General features: G+C 43.3%; 17 protein-coding genes and 1 tRNA gene. 7 read left to right on the top strand and 11 right to left on the bottom strand.

Annotated elements, in window-relative coordinates; translation table 11 throughout:
- Positions 1-75: 75 nt before the first annotated feature.
- Both prpB and E0D71_RS03525 read right to left on the bottom strand, forming a co-directional pair.
- Entirely contained in the window at positions 76-966 is an 891-nt protein-coding gene (gene prpB, locus E0D71_RS03530) for a methylisocitrate lyase (RefSeq protein ID WP_133001896.1), read from the bottom strand.
- Positions 967-1,007: 41 nt separating this feature from the next.
- On the bottom strand, positions 1,008-1,694 hold the full coding sequence (locus E0D71_RS03525) for a GntR family transcriptional regulator (protein WP_133001895.1): 687 nt from the start codon (positions 1,692-1,694) through the stop codon (positions 1,008-1,010).
- A gap of 313 nt (positions 1,695-2,007) precedes the next feature.
- On the opposite strand from E0D71_RS03525, the gene E0D71_RS03520 reads away from it, so the two are divergent.
- On the top strand, positions 2,008-2,268 hold the full coding sequence (locus E0D71_RS03520; protein ID WP_133001894.1) for a DUF5062 family protein: 261 nt from the start codon (positions 2,008-2,010) through the stop codon (positions 2,266-2,268).
- A gap of 54 nt (positions 2,269-2,322) precedes the next feature.
- Here the strand turns inward: E0D71_RS03520 and E0D71_RS03515 are convergent, their stop codons facing one another.
- From E0D71_RS03515 to E0D71_RS03505, 3 genes are all read right to left on the bottom strand, one after another.
- Positions 2,323-2,850, bottom strand: coding sequence for an Lrp/AsnC family transcriptional regulator (locus tag E0D71_RS03515; protein WP_243711914.1), 528 nt, complete (start codon positions 2,848-2,850; stop codon positions 2,323-2,325).
- A complete protein-coding gene (locus E0D71_RS03510) occupies positions 2,840-3,580 on the bottom strand; it encodes an SDR family NAD(P)-dependent oxidoreductase (RefSeq protein ID WP_133001893.1) in 741 nt (246 codons plus the stop codon). The genes E0D71_RS03515 and E0D71_RS03510 overlap by 11 nt, the downstream gene beginning before the upstream one ends.
- A 154-nt stretch (positions 3,581-3,734) precedes the next feature.
- A complete protein-coding gene (locus E0D71_RS03505) occupies positions 3,735-4,181 on the bottom strand; it encodes a DUF3429 domain-containing protein (protein ID WP_133001892.1) in 447 nt (148 codons plus the stop codon).
- A gap of 323 nt (positions 4,182-4,504) precedes the next feature.
- On the opposite strand from E0D71_RS03505, the gene E0D71_RS03500 reads away from it, so the two are divergent.
- On the top strand, positions 4,505-5,881 hold the full coding sequence (locus E0D71_RS03500) for a glycine--tRNA ligase (RefSeq protein ID WP_133001891.1): 1,377 nt from the start codon (positions 4,505-4,507) through the stop codon (positions 5,879-5,881).
- 321 nt (positions 5,882-6,202) lie between these two features.
- Here E0D71_RS03500 and E0D71_RS03495 read toward each other — a convergent pair whose 3' ends face one another.
- The gene (locus tag E0D71_RS03495; RefSeq protein WP_133001890.1) at positions 6,203-8,194 is read right to left on the bottom strand and encodes a ligand-gated channel protein; all 1,992 of its coding nucleotides are present in this window, start codon (positions 8,192-8,194) and stop codon (positions 6,203-6,205) included.
- A gap of 209 nt (positions 8,195-8,403) precedes the next feature.
- On the opposite strand from E0D71_RS03495, the gene E0D71_RS03490 reads away from it, so the two are divergent.
- Positions 8,404-9,297 carry a LysR family transcriptional regulator gene (locus E0D71_RS03490; RefSeq protein WP_133001889.1) on the top strand — a complete coding sequence of 298 codons (894 nt, stop codon included), beginning with the start codon at positions 8,404-8,406 and terminating at the stop codon, positions 9,295-9,297.
- Positions 9,298-9,310: 13 nt separating this feature from the next.
- Here the strand turns inward: E0D71_RS03490 and E0D71_RS03485 are convergent, their stop codons facing one another.
- Entirely contained in the window at positions 9,311-10,405 is a 1,095-nt protein-coding gene (locus tag E0D71_RS03485) for an MBL fold metallo-hydrolase (protein ID WP_133001888.1), read from the bottom strand.
- A 195-nt stretch (positions 10,406-10,600) separates the two neighbouring features.
- Here E0D71_RS03485 and E0D71_RS03480 point away from each other — a divergent pair, with 195 nt between their 5' ends.
- Positions 10,601-11,014, top strand: a complete 414-nt coding sequence (locus tag E0D71_RS03480; RefSeq protein ID WP_133002118.1) for a GNAT family N-acetyltransferase — start codon at positions 10,601-10,603, stop codon at positions 11,012-11,014.
- A gap of 291 nt (positions 11,015-11,305) precedes the next feature.
- On the top strand, positions 11,306-11,722 hold the full coding sequence (locus E0D71_RS03475) for a DoxX family membrane protein (RefSeq protein ID WP_133001887.1): 417 nt from the start codon (positions 11,306-11,308) through the stop codon (positions 11,720-11,722).
- 255 nt (positions 11,723-11,977) lie between these two features.
- On the opposite strand, the gene E0D71_RS03470 is transcribed toward E0D71_RS03475, so the two are convergent.
- Positions 11,978-12,508 carry a peroxiredoxin-like family protein gene (locus E0D71_RS03470; protein WP_133001886.1) on the bottom strand — a complete coding sequence of 177 codons (531 nt, stop codon included), beginning with the start codon at positions 12,506-12,508 and terminating at the stop codon, positions 11,978-11,980.
- Positions 12,509-12,631: 123 nt separating this feature from the next.
- Between E0D71_RS03470 and E0D71_RS03465 the strand changes: the two genes are divergently transcribed.
- Positions 12,632-13,480 carry an AraC family transcriptional regulator gene (locus E0D71_RS03465; RefSeq protein ID WP_133001885.1) on the top strand — a complete coding sequence of 283 codons (849 nt, stop codon included), beginning with the start codon at positions 12,632-12,634 and terminating at the stop codon, positions 13,478-13,480.
- A gap of 109 nt (positions 13,481-13,589) precedes the next feature.
- Positions 13,590-13,666 (top strand) — tRNA-Ile (locus E0D71_RS03460).
- A 231-nt stretch (positions 13,667-13,897) separates the two neighbouring features.
- On the opposite strand, the gene E0D71_RS03455 is transcribed toward E0D71_RS03460, so the two are convergent.
- From E0D71_RS03455 to E0D71_RS03445, 3 genes are all read right to left on the bottom strand, one after another.
- Positions 13,898-14,338, bottom strand: coding sequence for a hypothetical protein (locus E0D71_RS03455; RefSeq protein ID WP_133001884.1), 441 nt, complete (start codon positions 14,336-14,338; stop codon positions 13,898-13,900).
- 277 nt (positions 14,339-14,615) lie between these two features.
- Positions 14,616-15,488: a hypothetical protein gene (locus tag E0D71_RS03450; RefSeq protein ID WP_133001883.1), complete on the bottom strand. Its 873-nt coding sequence runs from the start codon at positions 15,486-15,488 to the stop codon at positions 14,616-14,618.
- A 369-nt stretch (positions 15,489-15,857) separates the two neighbouring features.
- The gene (locus tag E0D71_RS03445) at positions 15,858-16,745 is read right to left on the bottom strand and encodes a LysR family transcriptional regulator (protein ID WP_133001882.1); all 888 of its coding nucleotides are present in this window, start codon (positions 16,743-16,745) and stop codon (positions 15,858-15,860) included.
- Positions 16,746-16,847 lie beyond the last annotated feature (102 nt).

The following is a 16,847-nucleotide window of genomic DNA, read 5'->3' as shown; positions in this document are numbered from 1 at the left end:
CTCTCCTTTATTATTGTTCGCTGAGAAATCATTAGATTAAGTGTGCTTTGTGCTTTTTAGAGATTGATCAACGCCTTATTTTTGCGTCTTTTGCTCTGAGAAAAGCGCGTCTAGCTTGTCTTCGTAATCATGGTAGTTCAAAAAATCGTAGAGTTCGTTGCGCGTTTGCATCGTCTCGACGGTTGCACGTTGGTGGCCGTCGTTTAGTAGATGTTGATAGACGTTTAAGGCGGCTTTATTCATGGCTCTGAATGCACTCAACGGGTAAAGCACTAGGTCAACGCCTGCGCCGGCCAGCTCTTCTTTGCTAAACAGTGGGGTTGCGCCAAATTCGGTGATATTGGCCAGTACTGGCACTTTTACCGCCGCGACGAATTCTTTGTACTGATCTAAGGTGATCATGGCTTCTGGGAAGATCATATCGGCGCCGGCTTCTACACACGCAATGGCGCGTTCAATCGCGGATTCCATACCTTCTACCGCCAAGGCATCAGTGCGTGCCATGATGACAAAATCGTCGTCATTACGAGCGTCGACACAGGCTTTGACACGATCGACCATTTCACTTTGGCTAACGATGGCCTTGTTTGGGCGATGACCACAGCGTTTCTGCTGAACTTGGTCTTCAATGTGGACGGCAGCGGCGCCCGCTTTTTCCATTTGTTGAACGGTTCTGGCAATGTTAAACGCGCCACCGAAGCCGGTATCGATATCAACCAACAAGGGCAAGTTAGACGCGGAAGTAATACGGCGTACGTCTTCTAGCACGTCGTGTAAATCTGTCATGCCTAAGTCAGGCAAACCATAAGAAGCATTGGCGACACCACCCCCCGATAGGTAAATAGCATGGTGTCCGGTTTGTTCGGCCATCATGGCGCAATAGGCGTTGATGGTACCAACGACTTGCAGTGGTGATTGTGTTTGTACCGCTTTTCTAAAGCGGGCACCGGCTGAAAGATTAGTCATGATTTAGCTCTCTTTTTGTTGTTCTAATAAATGGGGTCGACTTATTGTGAGGCGAGGGCGCTGTGCTCCATCGCTTGCTTCAACAAATGACTTGCCCGACTGATATGACGACGCATCAGCAATTCGGCGAGGTCGCCTTCGTGATTGGCAATGGCGTCTAGGATCGCTCTGTGTTCACGTAATGCCTGGCGCGGATCGCTGCGTTGGTCGGCCGTATGACGGCGATACATGCGAATCACTGCGTACAATTCTTCGGTCAGCAGACGCACTAACTTGGCGTTGCCGCTGGCGTGGATGATGCGCAAATGAAAGTCATCATTACCGCCTTGCTGAACATAATGTTCATCTTGGTTGTCATCGAGATAGGCTTGGTGTTTATCAAGCAAGGTATACAGACGATTGACTTCGGTAAGCGGCATGGATGTCGCCGCGAGTCTAGCGGCCATGCCTTCTAGTGCTTCACGCATGCTAAAGGTGTCTAGCATGTCTTGGATATTCAGTTGGATAACACGAGCGCCCACATTGGCGGTGCGGGTCACTAGACCAAGCCCTTCTAATTTGACGATGGCTTCTCTAAGAGGCCCTCTAGAGACGCCATATTGTTTGGCGAGCTCAGGCTCGGAGATTTTACTGCCCTGTGGAATCTCACCTTGTACGATCGCATTACTAAGTTGCTGCGCAATATCTTCAGATAAGGTGGCAGATTTGATGGAAACAAGGTTATTCATAAAGGGGTAAATCACTCTATTGTCGACAATGTGTTTCTTTATAGCCTTGATTTAGGCGTATATCAAGCATGATTGTCGACAATTTAAGGTTTGATTTTGTGTTTTTGATGACAAATATAGGTTTTATTATTGAAGGATTATCGACAACGCCTTGTTTAATAATCGTTTTTTACGGTTTATTGCTGAGAAAAGTGTGGCAAAGAGGAAAAAACTGCTAGAGTCGAGTAAATGTCTCAAATCGCGTTTTTATGCAATGTGTCGACAATGCTTGAAAAGCATCGCTGTATTGATAACTGAACAGGTGAGGAAATCCATGAAAAAAGTTAAGAACGAAGCCGCACTGAGTAAAAAAGCCATTCAAGTTGGTGAAAACTATGCTTTAAAGCGAGGCTATGATGGTTTTTCTGCCACTATGTCAGCGAACGAGAAAACAGAAGCCATTTACCGTTTATTGGTTTTGGATAAATTGATTGTGGGGCTACCTGCGGATAAAGAAGATTTGCCAAGCATGAAGCATAAACTGGCCTTGTGGATTCAAAAGCTACTGCCTAAAGACGATCCACTGCTTAAGTAATAAGCCACTCTTACTGTTTGTTACCCAGTGACAGTGACGACAAAGTGACCACTTTTAGTCGATAGGAAGCTGGGTGACATTCTTGACTTCACGCATTGTGAAATGGCTTTGTGCTTCTTGGATATGCGGTAACTGTAATAACTTGCTGCGTAGAAAGGTTTCATAACTGCCAATGTTTTTTGCGACCACTCGCAAGCTGTAATCCATCGACCCTGAAATCGTCCAGCATTCCACCACTTCTGAAAAGTCGACAATAGATTGTTCGAACTCATCCAGCATCTTTCTGCCGTGGGAAGACAGCTTTATGTTCACTAACACCACAATATCTAGCCCCACTTTATGACGATTCAAAATCGCTTGAGTAGATTGAATGTAGCCCTCTTGTTCCAGGCGATTGATTCGTCGCCAACAAGGAGATTGTGATAAACCAACATGATCGGCTACTTGAGTCGCAGTTAAGGTCGCGTCTTTCTGCAGTAGGTTGAGTATTTTGCGGTCAGTCTGATCCAGATCATCCATAGGGAGCTCGTTGTTGATGGTTAGCATGTCTTCTGCTTTTCTATGCAGCGTTTTACCATTCAATAGGCTTATTGTTCCAGTCTAAATACGCGGCTTGTTGGTCTACGGGCGCACTCTCTAGTACCGATAAAACCCTTTCAGCGACAAATTCAGGGGTAAACAGTTTGTCTTTGGGCACATTATTTTGAAAGGGTTTTGACAGGGGCGTGTCTGTTGTACCTGGATGAAAGGCGATGAGTTTTACGTTCGGGGCGCGTCTTGCGTATTCAATGGCACTGGTTTGTATCAGCATATTTAAGGCGGCTTTAGACGCGCGATAGCTGTACCAGCCGCCAATTTTATTGTCTGCGATACTGCCGATTCGAGCGCTGAACACCGCGACTTTTACCGCGTTTTCGCTTTTTAGTAATGGCAAAAGACGACTGATCCAAAGCATCGGAATAATGCTATTAGAGTGGTAAAGGCGAGCTAATTGATCGGCGCTAATGTCTTCGAGTTTTTTCTCGGGCATGCGTGAGGAGGCCGACTCGTTGCTGGCCTCATTGTGTAATACGCCATTGCAAATGAGCACTCTGCTAAAAGTGCCAGCATAAGGTTTTAAGGTGTGGCAAATGGTGTCGATGGAGTCGTCACTGTAATCGCATAATAGAGACGTGACTTTGTTTGCGAAAAGGTTAGCTGGGGTACGACTGACCGTGAAAACCCGTTGGCAGTCAGGGTCTTGTGCGAATAGCGCTGCGGCAGCTTGGGCTATGGTACTGCTCGCGCCAATGATAAGGGCATTGAAAGGCATAGCATTGTCCTCAATCGTTCTGTCTGAATAAACCTCAAAATGAGTGATGCTGCAGTGATAAATGTCCGTTTCTTAGCCTGATTTCTTAGCATTAACCTAATGGTGCAAGGCACCTTATTTGATGGCATTTGGGCTAATGCTAAAGAGCGTTTTATTAATAATGTGGAAAGAGCACTAAAATATGCAAAACACAAACAATAGTGATGAGCACAAAGCGTGTTCTAGAGTGGCCATCGCTGTGTGCGAAAAGCAGTTTCAGGCAACGGATTTCTAGCCAAAAAGTTGAAATAAAGCCGAGTAACAAAACGACGACAGCAAGAGTCGGGACTCCCATTAGCAAGGTTCCCCATGCCAACAGTGAGATAAGATGGCTAAACAGCATCACGCGACGACTATAAGTACGCTGAGGATTTTCTATAACTTGCCCAAAAACCACGCCATTAAAGAAGCTCAAAATAATCGCGCCGTAACTGGCAAATAATTGAACGCCAGAGTAACCCATCAAACTTGTGCCTGTTATGGCGAAGAGCGTCCATATTGCAAACGGGAGCACGCCAAAGAGGCCAAAAAGAACAATAGGGAAAATGGAGGTTGAGCGCATAGAAAATCCTGATCTCGGCTTCAAATGTGTAATTAATACGAATTATCTTACAAAATGAATGCAAAAACACCCTAAAAAGTTCAAAAAAAGAATGTTTTTGTACTTGCATCCTCCGCTATTTGTGAATTAACGATAAGCGTCCTAGCTAAATGAGAAATACTGTCATTCCCCAGCTGAAAAGCGATTTTATTTTCCCGAGTAATCGCCATTGAGGGAAATTCGGGCACAGAGTACAATGCCTAGTTATAACTTTCTTTGATATGCGCTCTTAGTTATGTCGAGCGTCTTTTCTATTAACGAATTTGCTTAAGGTGTGTTTAGAAATGCCAGCTAAAACAATGGATGAACTCGTTTCCCTGTGTAAACGTCGCGGATTTATTTTCCAAGGCAGTGAAATCTACGGTGGTATGCAAGGCGCTTACGATTACGGTCCGTTAGGTATTGAGTTGAAAAACAACCTAAAAGCGGCTTGGTGGCGTTCGATGGTTTACGAACGTGACGACGTAGAAGGTTTGGATGCCGCCATCATCCAAAATAAAAACGTCTATAAATATTCTGGTCACGAAGATACCTTCACTGACCCAATGGTCGATTGCCACGAATGTAAATCTCGTATGCGTGCCGACCACATGAAAGACATTAAAGTGTGTGATAACTGTGGTTCTACGAACGTAACAGAGCCTCGTGACTTTAATCTAATGTTTAAAACCAATGTCGGTCCAATGGTAAACGAAGAGTCTTACACTTACCTTCGTCCAGAAACCGCACAGGGTATTTTTACTAACTTTAAAAACGTGGTTGATTCAACTTCTCGCGCTTTGCCTTTTGGTATTGCTCAGATCGGTAAATCTTTCCGTAACGAAATCACGCCACGTAACTTTATTTTCCGTGTTCGTGAATTCGAACAGATGGAATTAGAGTTTTTCTGCAAACCTGGTGAAGACGAAAAATGGCATGAGTTCTGGGTCGGCGCTCGTAAGCAGTGGTGGTTGGATCAAGGCCTAGCCGCAGAGAATATTGAATTTGAATACGTAACGGGTGATGACCTAGCGCATTACTCAAAATCGACTGTGGATATCTTGTACCGTTTTCCACACGGTTTTGAAGAGTTAGAAGGTGTTGCTAACCGTACTGATTACGATCTAGGTTCTCATACCAAAGCACAAGAAGAGTTTGGTCTTTCTGCGAAAGTGAAAAAGAACGAACACTCTACTGCGAAATTGGCGATTCGTGATCTAGAAGCGAACAAGTGGGAAGTGCCTTTCTGTATCGAACCTTCTGCTGGTCTTGACCGTGGTTTGCTTGCGGTAATGACAGAAGCTTATACAGAAGAAGAGCTACCAAACGGTTCGACTCGTACGGTTCTTAAATTTAAGCCTCATCTAGCGCCGATCAAAGTCGCTATCATGCCGCTTAAGAAGAACAAGCCAGAGATCGTTGCGCTAGCGAAAGAATTAAAAAACAAGCTTCAAAAACTGGGCTTGGGTCGTATTCTTTATGAAAACACAGGTAACGTAGGTAAAGGCTACCGTCGTCATGACGAAGTCGGAACACCAATCTGTGTCACCGTCGATTTCGATTCTATCGAAAAAGAAGGCGCACCAGTGACCGTTCGTGACCGTGACACCATGGAGCAAATCGTTGTGAATGCAGCGGATCTTCCTGCTTACGTAGTGAACTACTTTATTAACCAAGACTAATCTCTTGATGCTCTAAAGTCGTCAGATTAAAAAGCCGTTATCATGACAACATGATAACGGTTTTTTTGTTTTTAAAGAAAAAAACGACCCTTTATTACCCTGTTTGGCATTAAGGAATGGTCGCACCAAAGGTTGTAGGTAGTAACAGATAATTGGCATTGATAGAGTGGACCAATATATTGTCTCTGGGTAGAAAGGGTGAATCACGCCAGAAAGGCAGAGGGGATTTGAAAATGCTTGTGTCTAATAGAAAAAAACCGTTACTAGGAAATAGTAACGGTTTTTGATGATTTTCTATTCGTGCTGTTTAGGCTTGTTAGATTAGAAGGTCATTCTGATTTTTGCGTTATAGCGGCGGCCATCTAACACTTCTTCATAAGTATCGTAGTCCACTTCTTTGTCCAGTATGTTGTAGATGCCTGCGTAAACCGTCACATCTTTGGTCAAAGCGTAACTCATGCCAGTGTCGACGAAAGTATAAGAAGGGATGCCTTTAGTCATTCTAATACGACTTAAGCCATCGCTTGATTTACCACGGTAATTAACACGAGCCCAAGATTTCATCTTGTCGCTCATGACCCAGTTCGTGGTCGCATTGATCATGTGCTTAGGTAAACGGTTAAGCGCTTCGCCTGAGAAAGCACCAGATTTCTGTTCGGAGTCTGTGTATGTGTAGTTACCCGTGAAGGAAACATTTTTGGTAATGTGCGTATTTAGGGTTAACTCAACCCCTTGCATAACAACGCGGTCGACATTAAACCTTTGGTTTATATAGGTATAGCTATTTCCGTCGTATGTACAGGATGCATCCCCTGTTCTGGTGTCACAAAGACTCATTTCTGTTATTTTGTCTTTATAGTCGGTGCGATATATCGTCCCGCTGATTTGCGTACCTTTATTATTATTCCAATAAAGCCCTGCTTCGCCGCTGACGCTTTTCTCTGGGTCTAGATCTGAATTACCTAGAATTACAGCTGTAGTGCTGCCGCCGCCACCAGTTATCTGTGCCCAGCCGTCTGTACCTTGACGCAAATCAGGTGAGCGGTAACCTGTGCTCACGCCGCCTTTTAGTGTCCAATTTGGTGTGAAATTCCAGTTGGCGTACAGGCGTGGTGAGAAGTTATCTCCGTAGTTTTCATCCTTGTTGTAGCGTAGCCCCGAGGTTAAAGAAAGGTCATCGGTTAGGAAGTATTCATCTTCCACAAACAGCGCTGCTTGCCAGTTGGTTAACTGATCTATGCCACTACTTGAGTTGTTGCCAGAATCGTCAAGCTTCTCGTACTGGTATTGGCCACCAAGGGTCAAAATATGGCTATCAAAGGAGATGGTCGTTTGGTTGTTTAAAACGGTGTCCTCGTAGTACATATTTCGACTTGGGTTGTCGATCTTCTCATTGGTGATGTAGGTCTGAGCACTGGTATCACCAACAGTAATATTGTGGGTGACGGCGTAGTGATCGCGGGTGTATTTAGTATCACTACCTGACGTTGAAGACTTTCCAGTTGTGGTGTCTCGGTTTTGGGTTTCCTTGCCGGCTTCAAAGACAATGTCTTGATCGTCAGAAAGTTTCCAAGTGACCTTGGCGGTGCCATTGTTAATGTCTTGGTCAGCATAGCCATTGGTAATGTCATCTTCATCACGCTGAGAAACTTGACCGTAAAATTGCAGCCCCAATTTATCTTTGATCAAGGGGCCATTTACCATGATGTCGGCTTGGCGGCTGTCGCCTGATTTGTTGTTGTCTTGAATCGTGGTGCTGGCGGAAATTTCGCCGCCCCATTTATCCTGAACCTTTTTGGTGATGATGTTGATAACACCACCTAGTGCGTCTGAACCATAAAGAGAAGACATAGGGCCACGTACCACTTCGATATGATCGATAGCAGATAATGGCGGTGTCCAGCCTTGTTCGATACCTGAGTTATCGCCGTTAGGTCGCGTTTCACGTGAACCTTGGCGTTTACCATCCACCAAAATTAGGGTGTATTTACCGCTCATGCCACGCATAGAGATGTCTTGGCTGGAACCACCGCCCGTGACCATCACTCCCGGTACGTCTTGCAGTGCATCGGTCACATCTTTATAAGGTTTGCTTTCTAGTTCTTCTTGGGTCACCACGGTAATCGACGCTGGCGCGTCTGTAATTTGTTGCTCATGCCCAGATGCCGTGACTACTAGCTGATCTAAGGTTTTTGCCACATCGGTATTATCTAATGCGGTGTTATCTGCTGCCAATAGAATAGGCGAGTAGCTTGCTGCGCTAATGAAAGCGGCGACGAGTGTACGTTTAAAATGGCGTGGTGAAGAGGTCATTTTGAGCATTATCTCCTTATATATTTGAGAACTTTTGGGTATGATGTGAATCATTAAAAATAGTAGTGAGAATGTTTATCATTTGTATTTTCTTACATATTTGATGCGATGTGTTGACACGCTCCGTTTCAATTTCTGCAACATTGCTAAATAATGAATTTATATGACGGATTTTTTCTTATTTTCCGGAGAGGCTCTAGGACCGAAGTATGTATGATTTGAACGAAGTAAAGACGTTTGTATCAGTAATGGGAACCGGTAACTTAAAAGAGAGTGCGCTTGAACTTGGGGTGTCTAAATCGACATTAAGTCGTCGCATCAATCATCTTGAAACCGTGCTCAACCAGCCATTATTGCGTCGTCAAGCGAATCGATTAATTGCCAATGAAGCAGGCCTTCAATTTTTACCCTTTGCCCGAAAAATGCTTGAAATAGCCGATGAAGGACTGAAAGCGGTTGAAGATTTAAAAGGAGAGGTCACTGGTAAGCTGACAGTCTATGTGCATAACGTGCTGATAAGAGGCTGGTTCTCAAGTCGAATGTTTGAATTCTTGGATCAACATCCAGGCGTCAACATGGAAGTGAAAACCGGTAATAACCCTGTACAAGGTTTATCAGGAAATGACGTTAGCATTTGGGTGGGTCAGCCAGCAGATGAAGGTCTAAAAGCAGAGAAAATAGGCGAATTATCACAAGGTGTATACGCCAGCCCTCAATATCTGGAAGAAACGACTCATATACAGCATCCGAGTGAGCTTCATCATTACGCGTGGGTGGATATGATTAAAAATGACGAAGGTTCTATTTGCCTAGAGAATGATGTCGATGGGAAGGTGTGTTTTGAGGTGCCCGAAAGTCGTTTAATCGTGGATCAGTTCACGCTTCACGCAGACGCGATTGTGAGAGGCAATGGCGTGGGGATTCTGCCGAATTATTTGGTCGACATGCGAGCTAAGCATCATGCTGATTCCCTAGTGAATTGTTTACCAGATTGGCGTGCTGATCCTATGCCCGTCTACATTCAGTACCCATATGGGCATTTGCCGAAAAAGCTACAAGTACTGATCAACTACTTAAAAGAAGAGAGCCGACATTTCTACTAGCCGAATGGCGAGTTCAAGAAGAAACTCGCCACCATGGATTCTCTATTGGAGCGTCTGTGATGTTGAATATTTGCCCAAACTCTGGAGTGCTTAATGCAACAGCGCGCCTTTCTGCTTCCGCCACAACTCGGTTAAAGGGGTCGTACCAGGCGTGAAAGGCCAGATCAAAGGTGCCATTATGTATGGGTAGCATCACCTTTCCTTTAAGGTCGAGATGCGTTTGTACGCTTTCCTCTGGCGTCATATGAATGCTGGCCCAATCTTTATCGTAAGCGCCTGTTTCTATCATGGTCAGGTCAAAAGGTCCGTATCGGTCGCCAATCTCTTTGAAGCCAGAAAAGTAGCCAGAATCGCCACTGAAATACAGATTCTGTTGTGGTGTCTTGATCACCCAAGAACCCCATAATGTGCGGTTGCCATCGCTTAGCCCTCGCCCCGAGAAGTGTTGGCTTGGCGTAAACACGACCATTCCTTGCTTTGTTTGTCGCTCTTGCCACCAATCAAACACGGTTATCTTACTACTTTCTACTCCCCATTTTTTCAAATCGCCATCAACGCCTTTAGGGACAAAGAATTCACGGGTTTTGTTGGCTAGTATTGTAATGCTGCTTTTGTCGAGGTGATCGTAATGGTTGTGCGAAATCAACACCTTATCGATAGTAGGAAGATCTCTTAAAGCAATCGGCGGCTGGTGGAAGCGTTTTGGTCCAGCAAAAGAAAACGGCGAAGCTCGCTCAGAAAAGACAGGGTCGAGTAACCAATATTCACCATACACTTTTAGCAAAACAGAAGAGTGCCCGAGTTTAATAATGTGAAGCTCATTGTGACTCAAGGCCGCTAATGCAATTTTACTCAGTGGCCGAACAGGGATCTCGACATCGGGTGTGGTATTGACTTTTTTCTCGGTAAAAAAGCGAATCCACAGTGCCACTGTCTTGAGAAAAGGCATGTTGGGGGTGGGTGTAGTATTGTGAAATCTGGCCTTTTTATAATGAGCTGAGTCTGCCTCAGGCAAAGAAGGGACTTTGGCGGCTAGGGCTAAATTCACCGCATAAAGGGCAGTAACAATGAGTGCGATGAAGAACAAAATCAATTTAATGGCGAGCATGAATCAAGGTTACTCAATCAGAGAATAATAAGCAGTCTATCATCTGGGCAAACCTCGGGATTACAACGGGTTTTAAGCGCTTCCACATTATTTGGGCAATATCGAAATGGCTGGAGAAAAGCGGTAGGCTGCTCGCCGCTTTGGTTAAAGATGATCTATGCTGTTAGTGACGATTCCAACGAACAGGGTAACGCCATGAACATAGAATATAAGGTGAATGAAGCCATAACCGCTGATCAATTTTCGACCCTGTTAGCAAAAACAACCTTGGGCGCGCGCAGGCCGATCGATAAAGTAGAAGTGGTGAATGCCATGTTAGGTCATGCAGATCTGTTGATCACGGCCTGGCAGGAGCAAATATTAGTTGGGGTAGCGCGATCTGTGACGGATTTTGCTTTTTGTTGCTACTTATCTGATTTAGCGGTGGACCCAGCTATTCAAGGGATGGGAGTGGGTAAGAGCTTAATTAGGATGACAAAAGAAGCCTTAAAGCCAGAATGTTCATTGATCTTGTTATCGGCTCCTCAAGCAATAGATTATTACCCTAAAATAGGTTTCACTCAGCATAATAGTGCCTGGGTGTTGACGGATATTGGGTGTTTATCTTAGCGATTTTTAAATATGACTGTTTCTCTAAATGAGGATTGCTAAAATATGAATAAGTTCCCTTTATTTGTTTGAAATCCCCATCTTTTCTTTTTCAACAATAAACAGCGTGAAAAAGATAAAAATGTTCATCTCAGTTATCTAATATTGTTTTCTCTCCTTATTCTTTTTAAAGTGGGTTTGTTTTGAATGGCTTTATAGAAACAACTTAAATAATGGTTGCGGTATGGATAAATGCATAAATTTTTGTTTTTCAAAGCTTTGGTTTATTAAGTTTTTAAAAAGGGTTTTAAAATGAGTACCATTACCATATCGAAAGAAAAGCTTGAGTGGAGCCTATTGGGGCTGCGACTGAGTGTGTTTATTGTGCTAATTATGTGGACTGTGGATAAGTTTGTGAATCCTAGCCATTCCGCTGCTGTCATGAAAGTTTTCTATTCTATTCCTGACATAAGTGCCAGTATTGCTTATATCATGGGAGCCTTACAACTTGCTTTGGTGCTGAGCTTTTTGATAGGTTTTCAGAGAAGATGGGCAACATTAATTATATTAATCATGCACTTAAGCTCTACTCTAGTGTCTTTTGGACGTTACCTAGACCCTTGGGCCGGATCAAACTTACTCTTTTATGCTGCATGGCCGATGCTGGCGGCGATTGTGGCTCTTTACCTGTTTAGAGACTACGACAACAAATTCTCTCTGGGTAAGTAATCGGTTATATCGATTTTTATTAATAGAAAGCAAACGTAAATTTTTAAAAAGCATGTCTTTATAGATGTGCTTTTTTTTATTAAAAAATTGATGTTTTTCTGAAGTAAGTGATCGTTAAAAAAATGGTTTTCTGAAGTGTTTTTTTGTTTGAAGTGTTAGTGAAAGAGAGTTTTTTTAATGTGTTTTAAAAACGAAGAAAAGCGAAACCCAAAAAGGATTTCGCTTTTTCATTCATTTAAAGATTCACGCTCGCTATTAAATTAATTCACCACGGGCTGGGTAGTTTTTATTAATAGCAAAATCGACAGCACCTAGAACTTCTCTAAAGTGTGGTCGAGCAAATGGCATTGTGCTGATGTTACTCCAATATAGAGTGCCATCAGGGCGAACAAGGAAAAACCCTGGTTCAGTAAACTCAGCCGGCTCTTCAATTCCGATGCTGGTTAATCCGCGTCCAGCGCTGCGATGTAATCCCCATGCTTGTGATTGCTCAGGCGTTAAGCCGTAGCCCATGGTTAGATTTTCAATCGCCCAGTCAGTAGAAGCTTGCTGCGCGCGTTCTTGAGTGTCGCTACTAAGGGCGATAATACTCACACCTTTTGCGATAAAGTCATCGGCTAAACGACTTAGTTCTTTTAGGTAGTCACGGCATTTAGGGCAATGTAGGCCACGATAAACGACGATCATGGTGAAATTCTCTGGCGTTTGCTCAGCCAAAGACCAAGTGCCTGTTAGAGTGTTAAGCGCTAACTCTGGAGTAGCGGCTCTAGGCTTTAGTACAACCATTGGTATCTCCTCATGTTTCGTTGATTTTTACTATAAGGGCATACTACGATAAAATTCGATACGATAGGTGTTTTATAATCCTAAATGTATTGCAGATCGTATTTTCATAAGGCTAGGTAAACAATGGATCGACTTTCTTCTGTGTTAAGCGCGTTTCGTCCAAAAGCCACCTCAGTGAGCAGTTGCCTTTTTTTGGAGGAAAAAGGGCATTTGCCCCTTTCTCCGGACGCAAGTTATTGGCTGTACATGATGGAAGGAGAGCTGACTCTACGAGCAAAAGACAATCAGCTAATCACCTTAAAAACCGGTGATGGGGTTTGGTTAGCGTCTGGTATTGCATTTGACACATCGCTCTCAAAAGCGCCTACAGAGAATCATAGAGAGGCAAACAAACTGCTGATCTGTGAGTACGATTTTGGCAAAAAAGCACTCAATCCGCTTTTAGACGTTGCAGGGCAGTGGGTCAAGGTAGAAAGAGGCGATGAGATCGCCCAGCCATTATTGTCGTTAAATACTTTATTGCTTACTGAAATCACCCAGTTACGTTGTGGCTCTCAAATTGTCTTAGAGCGATTGGCAGAAGCGCATTTGGTGCATCTGTTGAGATCTTTCATGCAGGCCAAAAAAGTACAATTTGGTCTGCTCGCAGGGTTAAGCGATGCCAAACTCGCCAGAGCCATCGTGGCTATTCATGAATCTCCACAGCAAGCGTGGCAAGTGGCCAGTTTGGCACAACAAGCAGGCATGTCGCGCTCGGCGTTCAGCGGCCTATTTAAAAGTACCATGGGCATTACGCCGATGGCCTACCTTACCTTATGGCGGATGCGCCTAGCGGCTCAACGTATAAAAAGAGGGGAGAGCAACCTAGCGCTTCTCTGTGATGAGCTAGGTTATCAAAGCGAAGCCGCGTTTCGCCGCGCCTTTAAAAAAGTAATGGGTATTGCTCCTGGGGCGATAATTCGTCAGTCGTGAACCTTGAGTACGCCAAGAAAAGTAGCCTTTTTTCTGTATTAGACTGAATTTACAGGCAAAACCATCTTGGCATTGGTTGCGCATATAGCTATAATGCGGATCGTTTTTAGGGCCTGTAGCTCAGTTGGTTAGAGCATCCGACTCATAATCGGCAGGTCCCCCGTTCAAGTCGGGGCAGGCCCACCATATAAAATAAGCCTCTAGAAAGTTAGTGAAAACTAGACCTTCTAGGGGCTTTTTTATTGGCCAAAATAAGCTCGATTTCTTGTTATAGCACTCAGTCTTTTCCGTTCTCTCCCTATGCTGTATGGGCCACAAACTGGGTCATTGATTGATTATAGGCGGTGATTAAACTGATCACTAATATGTCTAATCAAGGCTTTGATAAATATGAAAAATGCTCAAGTGTTGGCTAGCTTATTTGTAACATTCTTGTGTCGGATCGTTGGCGGCTTCAAGATTTTTCAGATAGTCTTTCTCGGCTTTCAATAGCTCGGCAAGAGCCTTGGGTAATCGTTGTTGCTCTTGCATTGCTTGCTTGTGAGAATCTTTCTTGAGCTGCCTACGACGTTCTAAACGAGCGGCAGCATCTTGTTCAGAATCACCAGATAAGTGTCGAGGGTCTAGTTGTAATAGAGTGGTTTTACTAGCATCTTGTTTGACGGAATGAATAAGCCAGTATTGGAAACGATCACCTCTTAGGCTTTGTAATGGAGATCTCATTGATTCACCTAGGCTTTCACGACTATGTGCTTGTCCATCAGACAAAATATTGAGAAGTTTGAAAGCTCCAGTGCTTTTTGCTGTAGGAATAGTATCAACAGGCGCGCCAAATAATAGAGCGTATGAATTATTCATGCTAATACCTCCACTTTAAATCTTGTTTTTACTATCTTAGATAACCAAGCACAGCTTCCGTGAGCCAGCTTGATTGGATTTAAACCATGATCATGACTTTTAATCCATTGGATGGTATGTACGCATCTCAGTTTAATGTGAAAAGCTTTTACAAGCTGTATGGTTCTTGGGTTTTGATCAATTTTTATAGTCATAAAATATACCTATGTTGTTTTGAATAGGAGTATATTTCACCATATGAAAAAACTATTCTTGGAGGACATAAAACCGATAATTCTTAAATCCCCACTCCTCTATCGACAAATCGATCCCATAAAAGGTCAACGAAAACAGCTTCAGTTGGATCGTAATTCATTTTATGGTGCTTGGGAGCTCCATGTTTAACCATTTCAATATCAAGTAATTCGCGCCCTAGTTTTAATTGGCTAGATTTTACTGCTCCCTCAACCCAGCTAGGGTTAAGAATAGAGTGTCTTATATGTTGATCATCATAATGACAATGCTTTAGATAGTTATGATAATAACCATCTAAAAGATGTAAAGCAGGCTTACTCTTAGACCAATAACGTCGCGCCGTTTTCATTTCATCGGCTTCGCTTAAGTTGGCATTAGTGTTCAATAGTATTGTGAACGTTTCAGGGTCATATCCCAAATGTGGGTATGCTCTAGCTGTGCTGGCAATATACTTGGTTATACTTGCAGGAGGGTCGGAAGGTTCAGACATTACAAGATATTCTTCGTACCTTGTATAGGCGTGATAAATGAACAGCATATTCATTAGCTTTTTATTGCCTTTCCTGATTGTATCCTCAATAGCATCCCATCTGCTCATAATTCCATAGTCTTTTGTAAGTCTCTCTATAGTCCTCTCGCCAAGTTCTTTTTTAGCCTGGGGCCTCCCTTTCTCAAAAATCACAGCAGAGATTAAGGCTCGGTGAAATTTTTTTCTGTCGCTATGTTCGTTGGGTGCTGGATAAGCCATTATAGATAAATAATGGGCTGCGGCTTCCGGTAGACAGTCGCTTAAATAAACGGTTTCTTTAAACTGGCTCTGGGCAATCAATTTTGTGACTTTAGAGTTTATCTTTTGCCGGCTTTCATCATTACTTAATAATTCTGTAAGTTTTTTACGTGCTTCTGATTTTTCCATCATGCTTCCTTAACAAGACTTAGTCGTTGGCCTATTTGGGTTGGTTGTAAAATACCTGTTTACTCTAAAATCCTCTCTTCTAAGCTAAATTCTTAACAAAACAGCGTTTGTGGGGCTTGTAGTGGTACTCTTGTGCTGCATTTCGTTTCTGTTCCTGTATTTTTAACAACCCTTTAGGGGACTTTTACACATTCTGAAAGTGTTGATAAACGCTTTAGGTTAAGAAGCCTTAAACCTTTTAAGTTAGTGAAAACTGACCTTCTAGGGGCTTTTTTATTGGCCAAAATAAGCTCGATTTCTTGTTATAGCACTCAGTCTTTTCCGTTCTCCCCCTATGCTGTATGGGCCACATACTGGGTCATTGATTGATTATAGGCGGTGATTAAACTGATCACTAATATGTCTAATCAAGGCTTTGAGAGTCGGGTTAAGAAAGCGGTTCGAAGCATATAAAATGTGCACTGGTAATGGTTCTGGCGCAAAATCGGCGAGGACTTCGACCAAGCTCCCCTCTGCAATATCTTGATTTACATACAGTTCTGGTAACAGCGCCACACCGTGTCCGGCTTTTGCGAAGGTGAGTAGGCATAATGATTCGTTGGTTTCTAGATCGCCATTCACTTTCACCATTTTATTTTTATCCTCTATTTTATAACGCCAACGTTTTGGTGTTGTGAGTGCTGTATTTATCAAGCAGTTATGATCCGCTAGGTCTTTTGGCATAAGCAGAGGCGGGCGAGTGTCGAGGTAACTGGGCGCCGCAACGGTTTTGAAAGCGATGTGGCCTAGCTCACGGGCGTATAAATTTGAGTCTGCTAAGTGGCCTGCTCGAATGGCAAGGTCATAATCTTCTTCGATCAAATCGACTTTTCGGTTCATCAGAGAAAGCGATATTTGTACTTCAGAATGCTGAGATTTAAAGCCAGAGAGTATCTCGGGCAGGATGTGTTGACCAATCATCATCGGGGCTGTGATACGCAATTTGCCTTTTAGCGTTTGAGGGTTCTGCGGACTCTGTTGTAGGCTCTCAACTTGATCCAATATCAATGCCATTTTTTCTAAATAATCGCGTCCTTCTTTTGTTAGGTGCAAAGAACGAGTGGTGCGGTTGATTAAGCGAATCCCCAGCCACTTTTCCAACTCATTAATTTGTCGACTGACCGCCGATGGCACCAAATTTAATTGCTCTGCTGCTCGAGTAAAGCTTTGCTCTTTTGCAACCTGTTGAAATATTTGAATTGATTTGATGATGTCCATTAAGCTTCGCTTCTTTTTCGAGATTTTATTATTCAGTAAAAATGACAAGTGAAATTATATTGTTGATATTTTTCGCATTATAAATCAAGAGTAAGATCCTCT

Origin of the sequence: Marinomonas sp. KMM3893 (genome assembly GCF_004352855.1) — a bacterium.
Taxonomy (GTDB): Bacteria; Pseudomonadota; Gammaproteobacteria; order Pseudomonadales; family Marinomonadaceae; genus Marinomonas; species Marinomonas arenicola.
The sequence above is the reverse complement of the archived record's forward strand: the minus strand, read 5'-3'. Positions and strand labels throughout refer to the sequence as shown.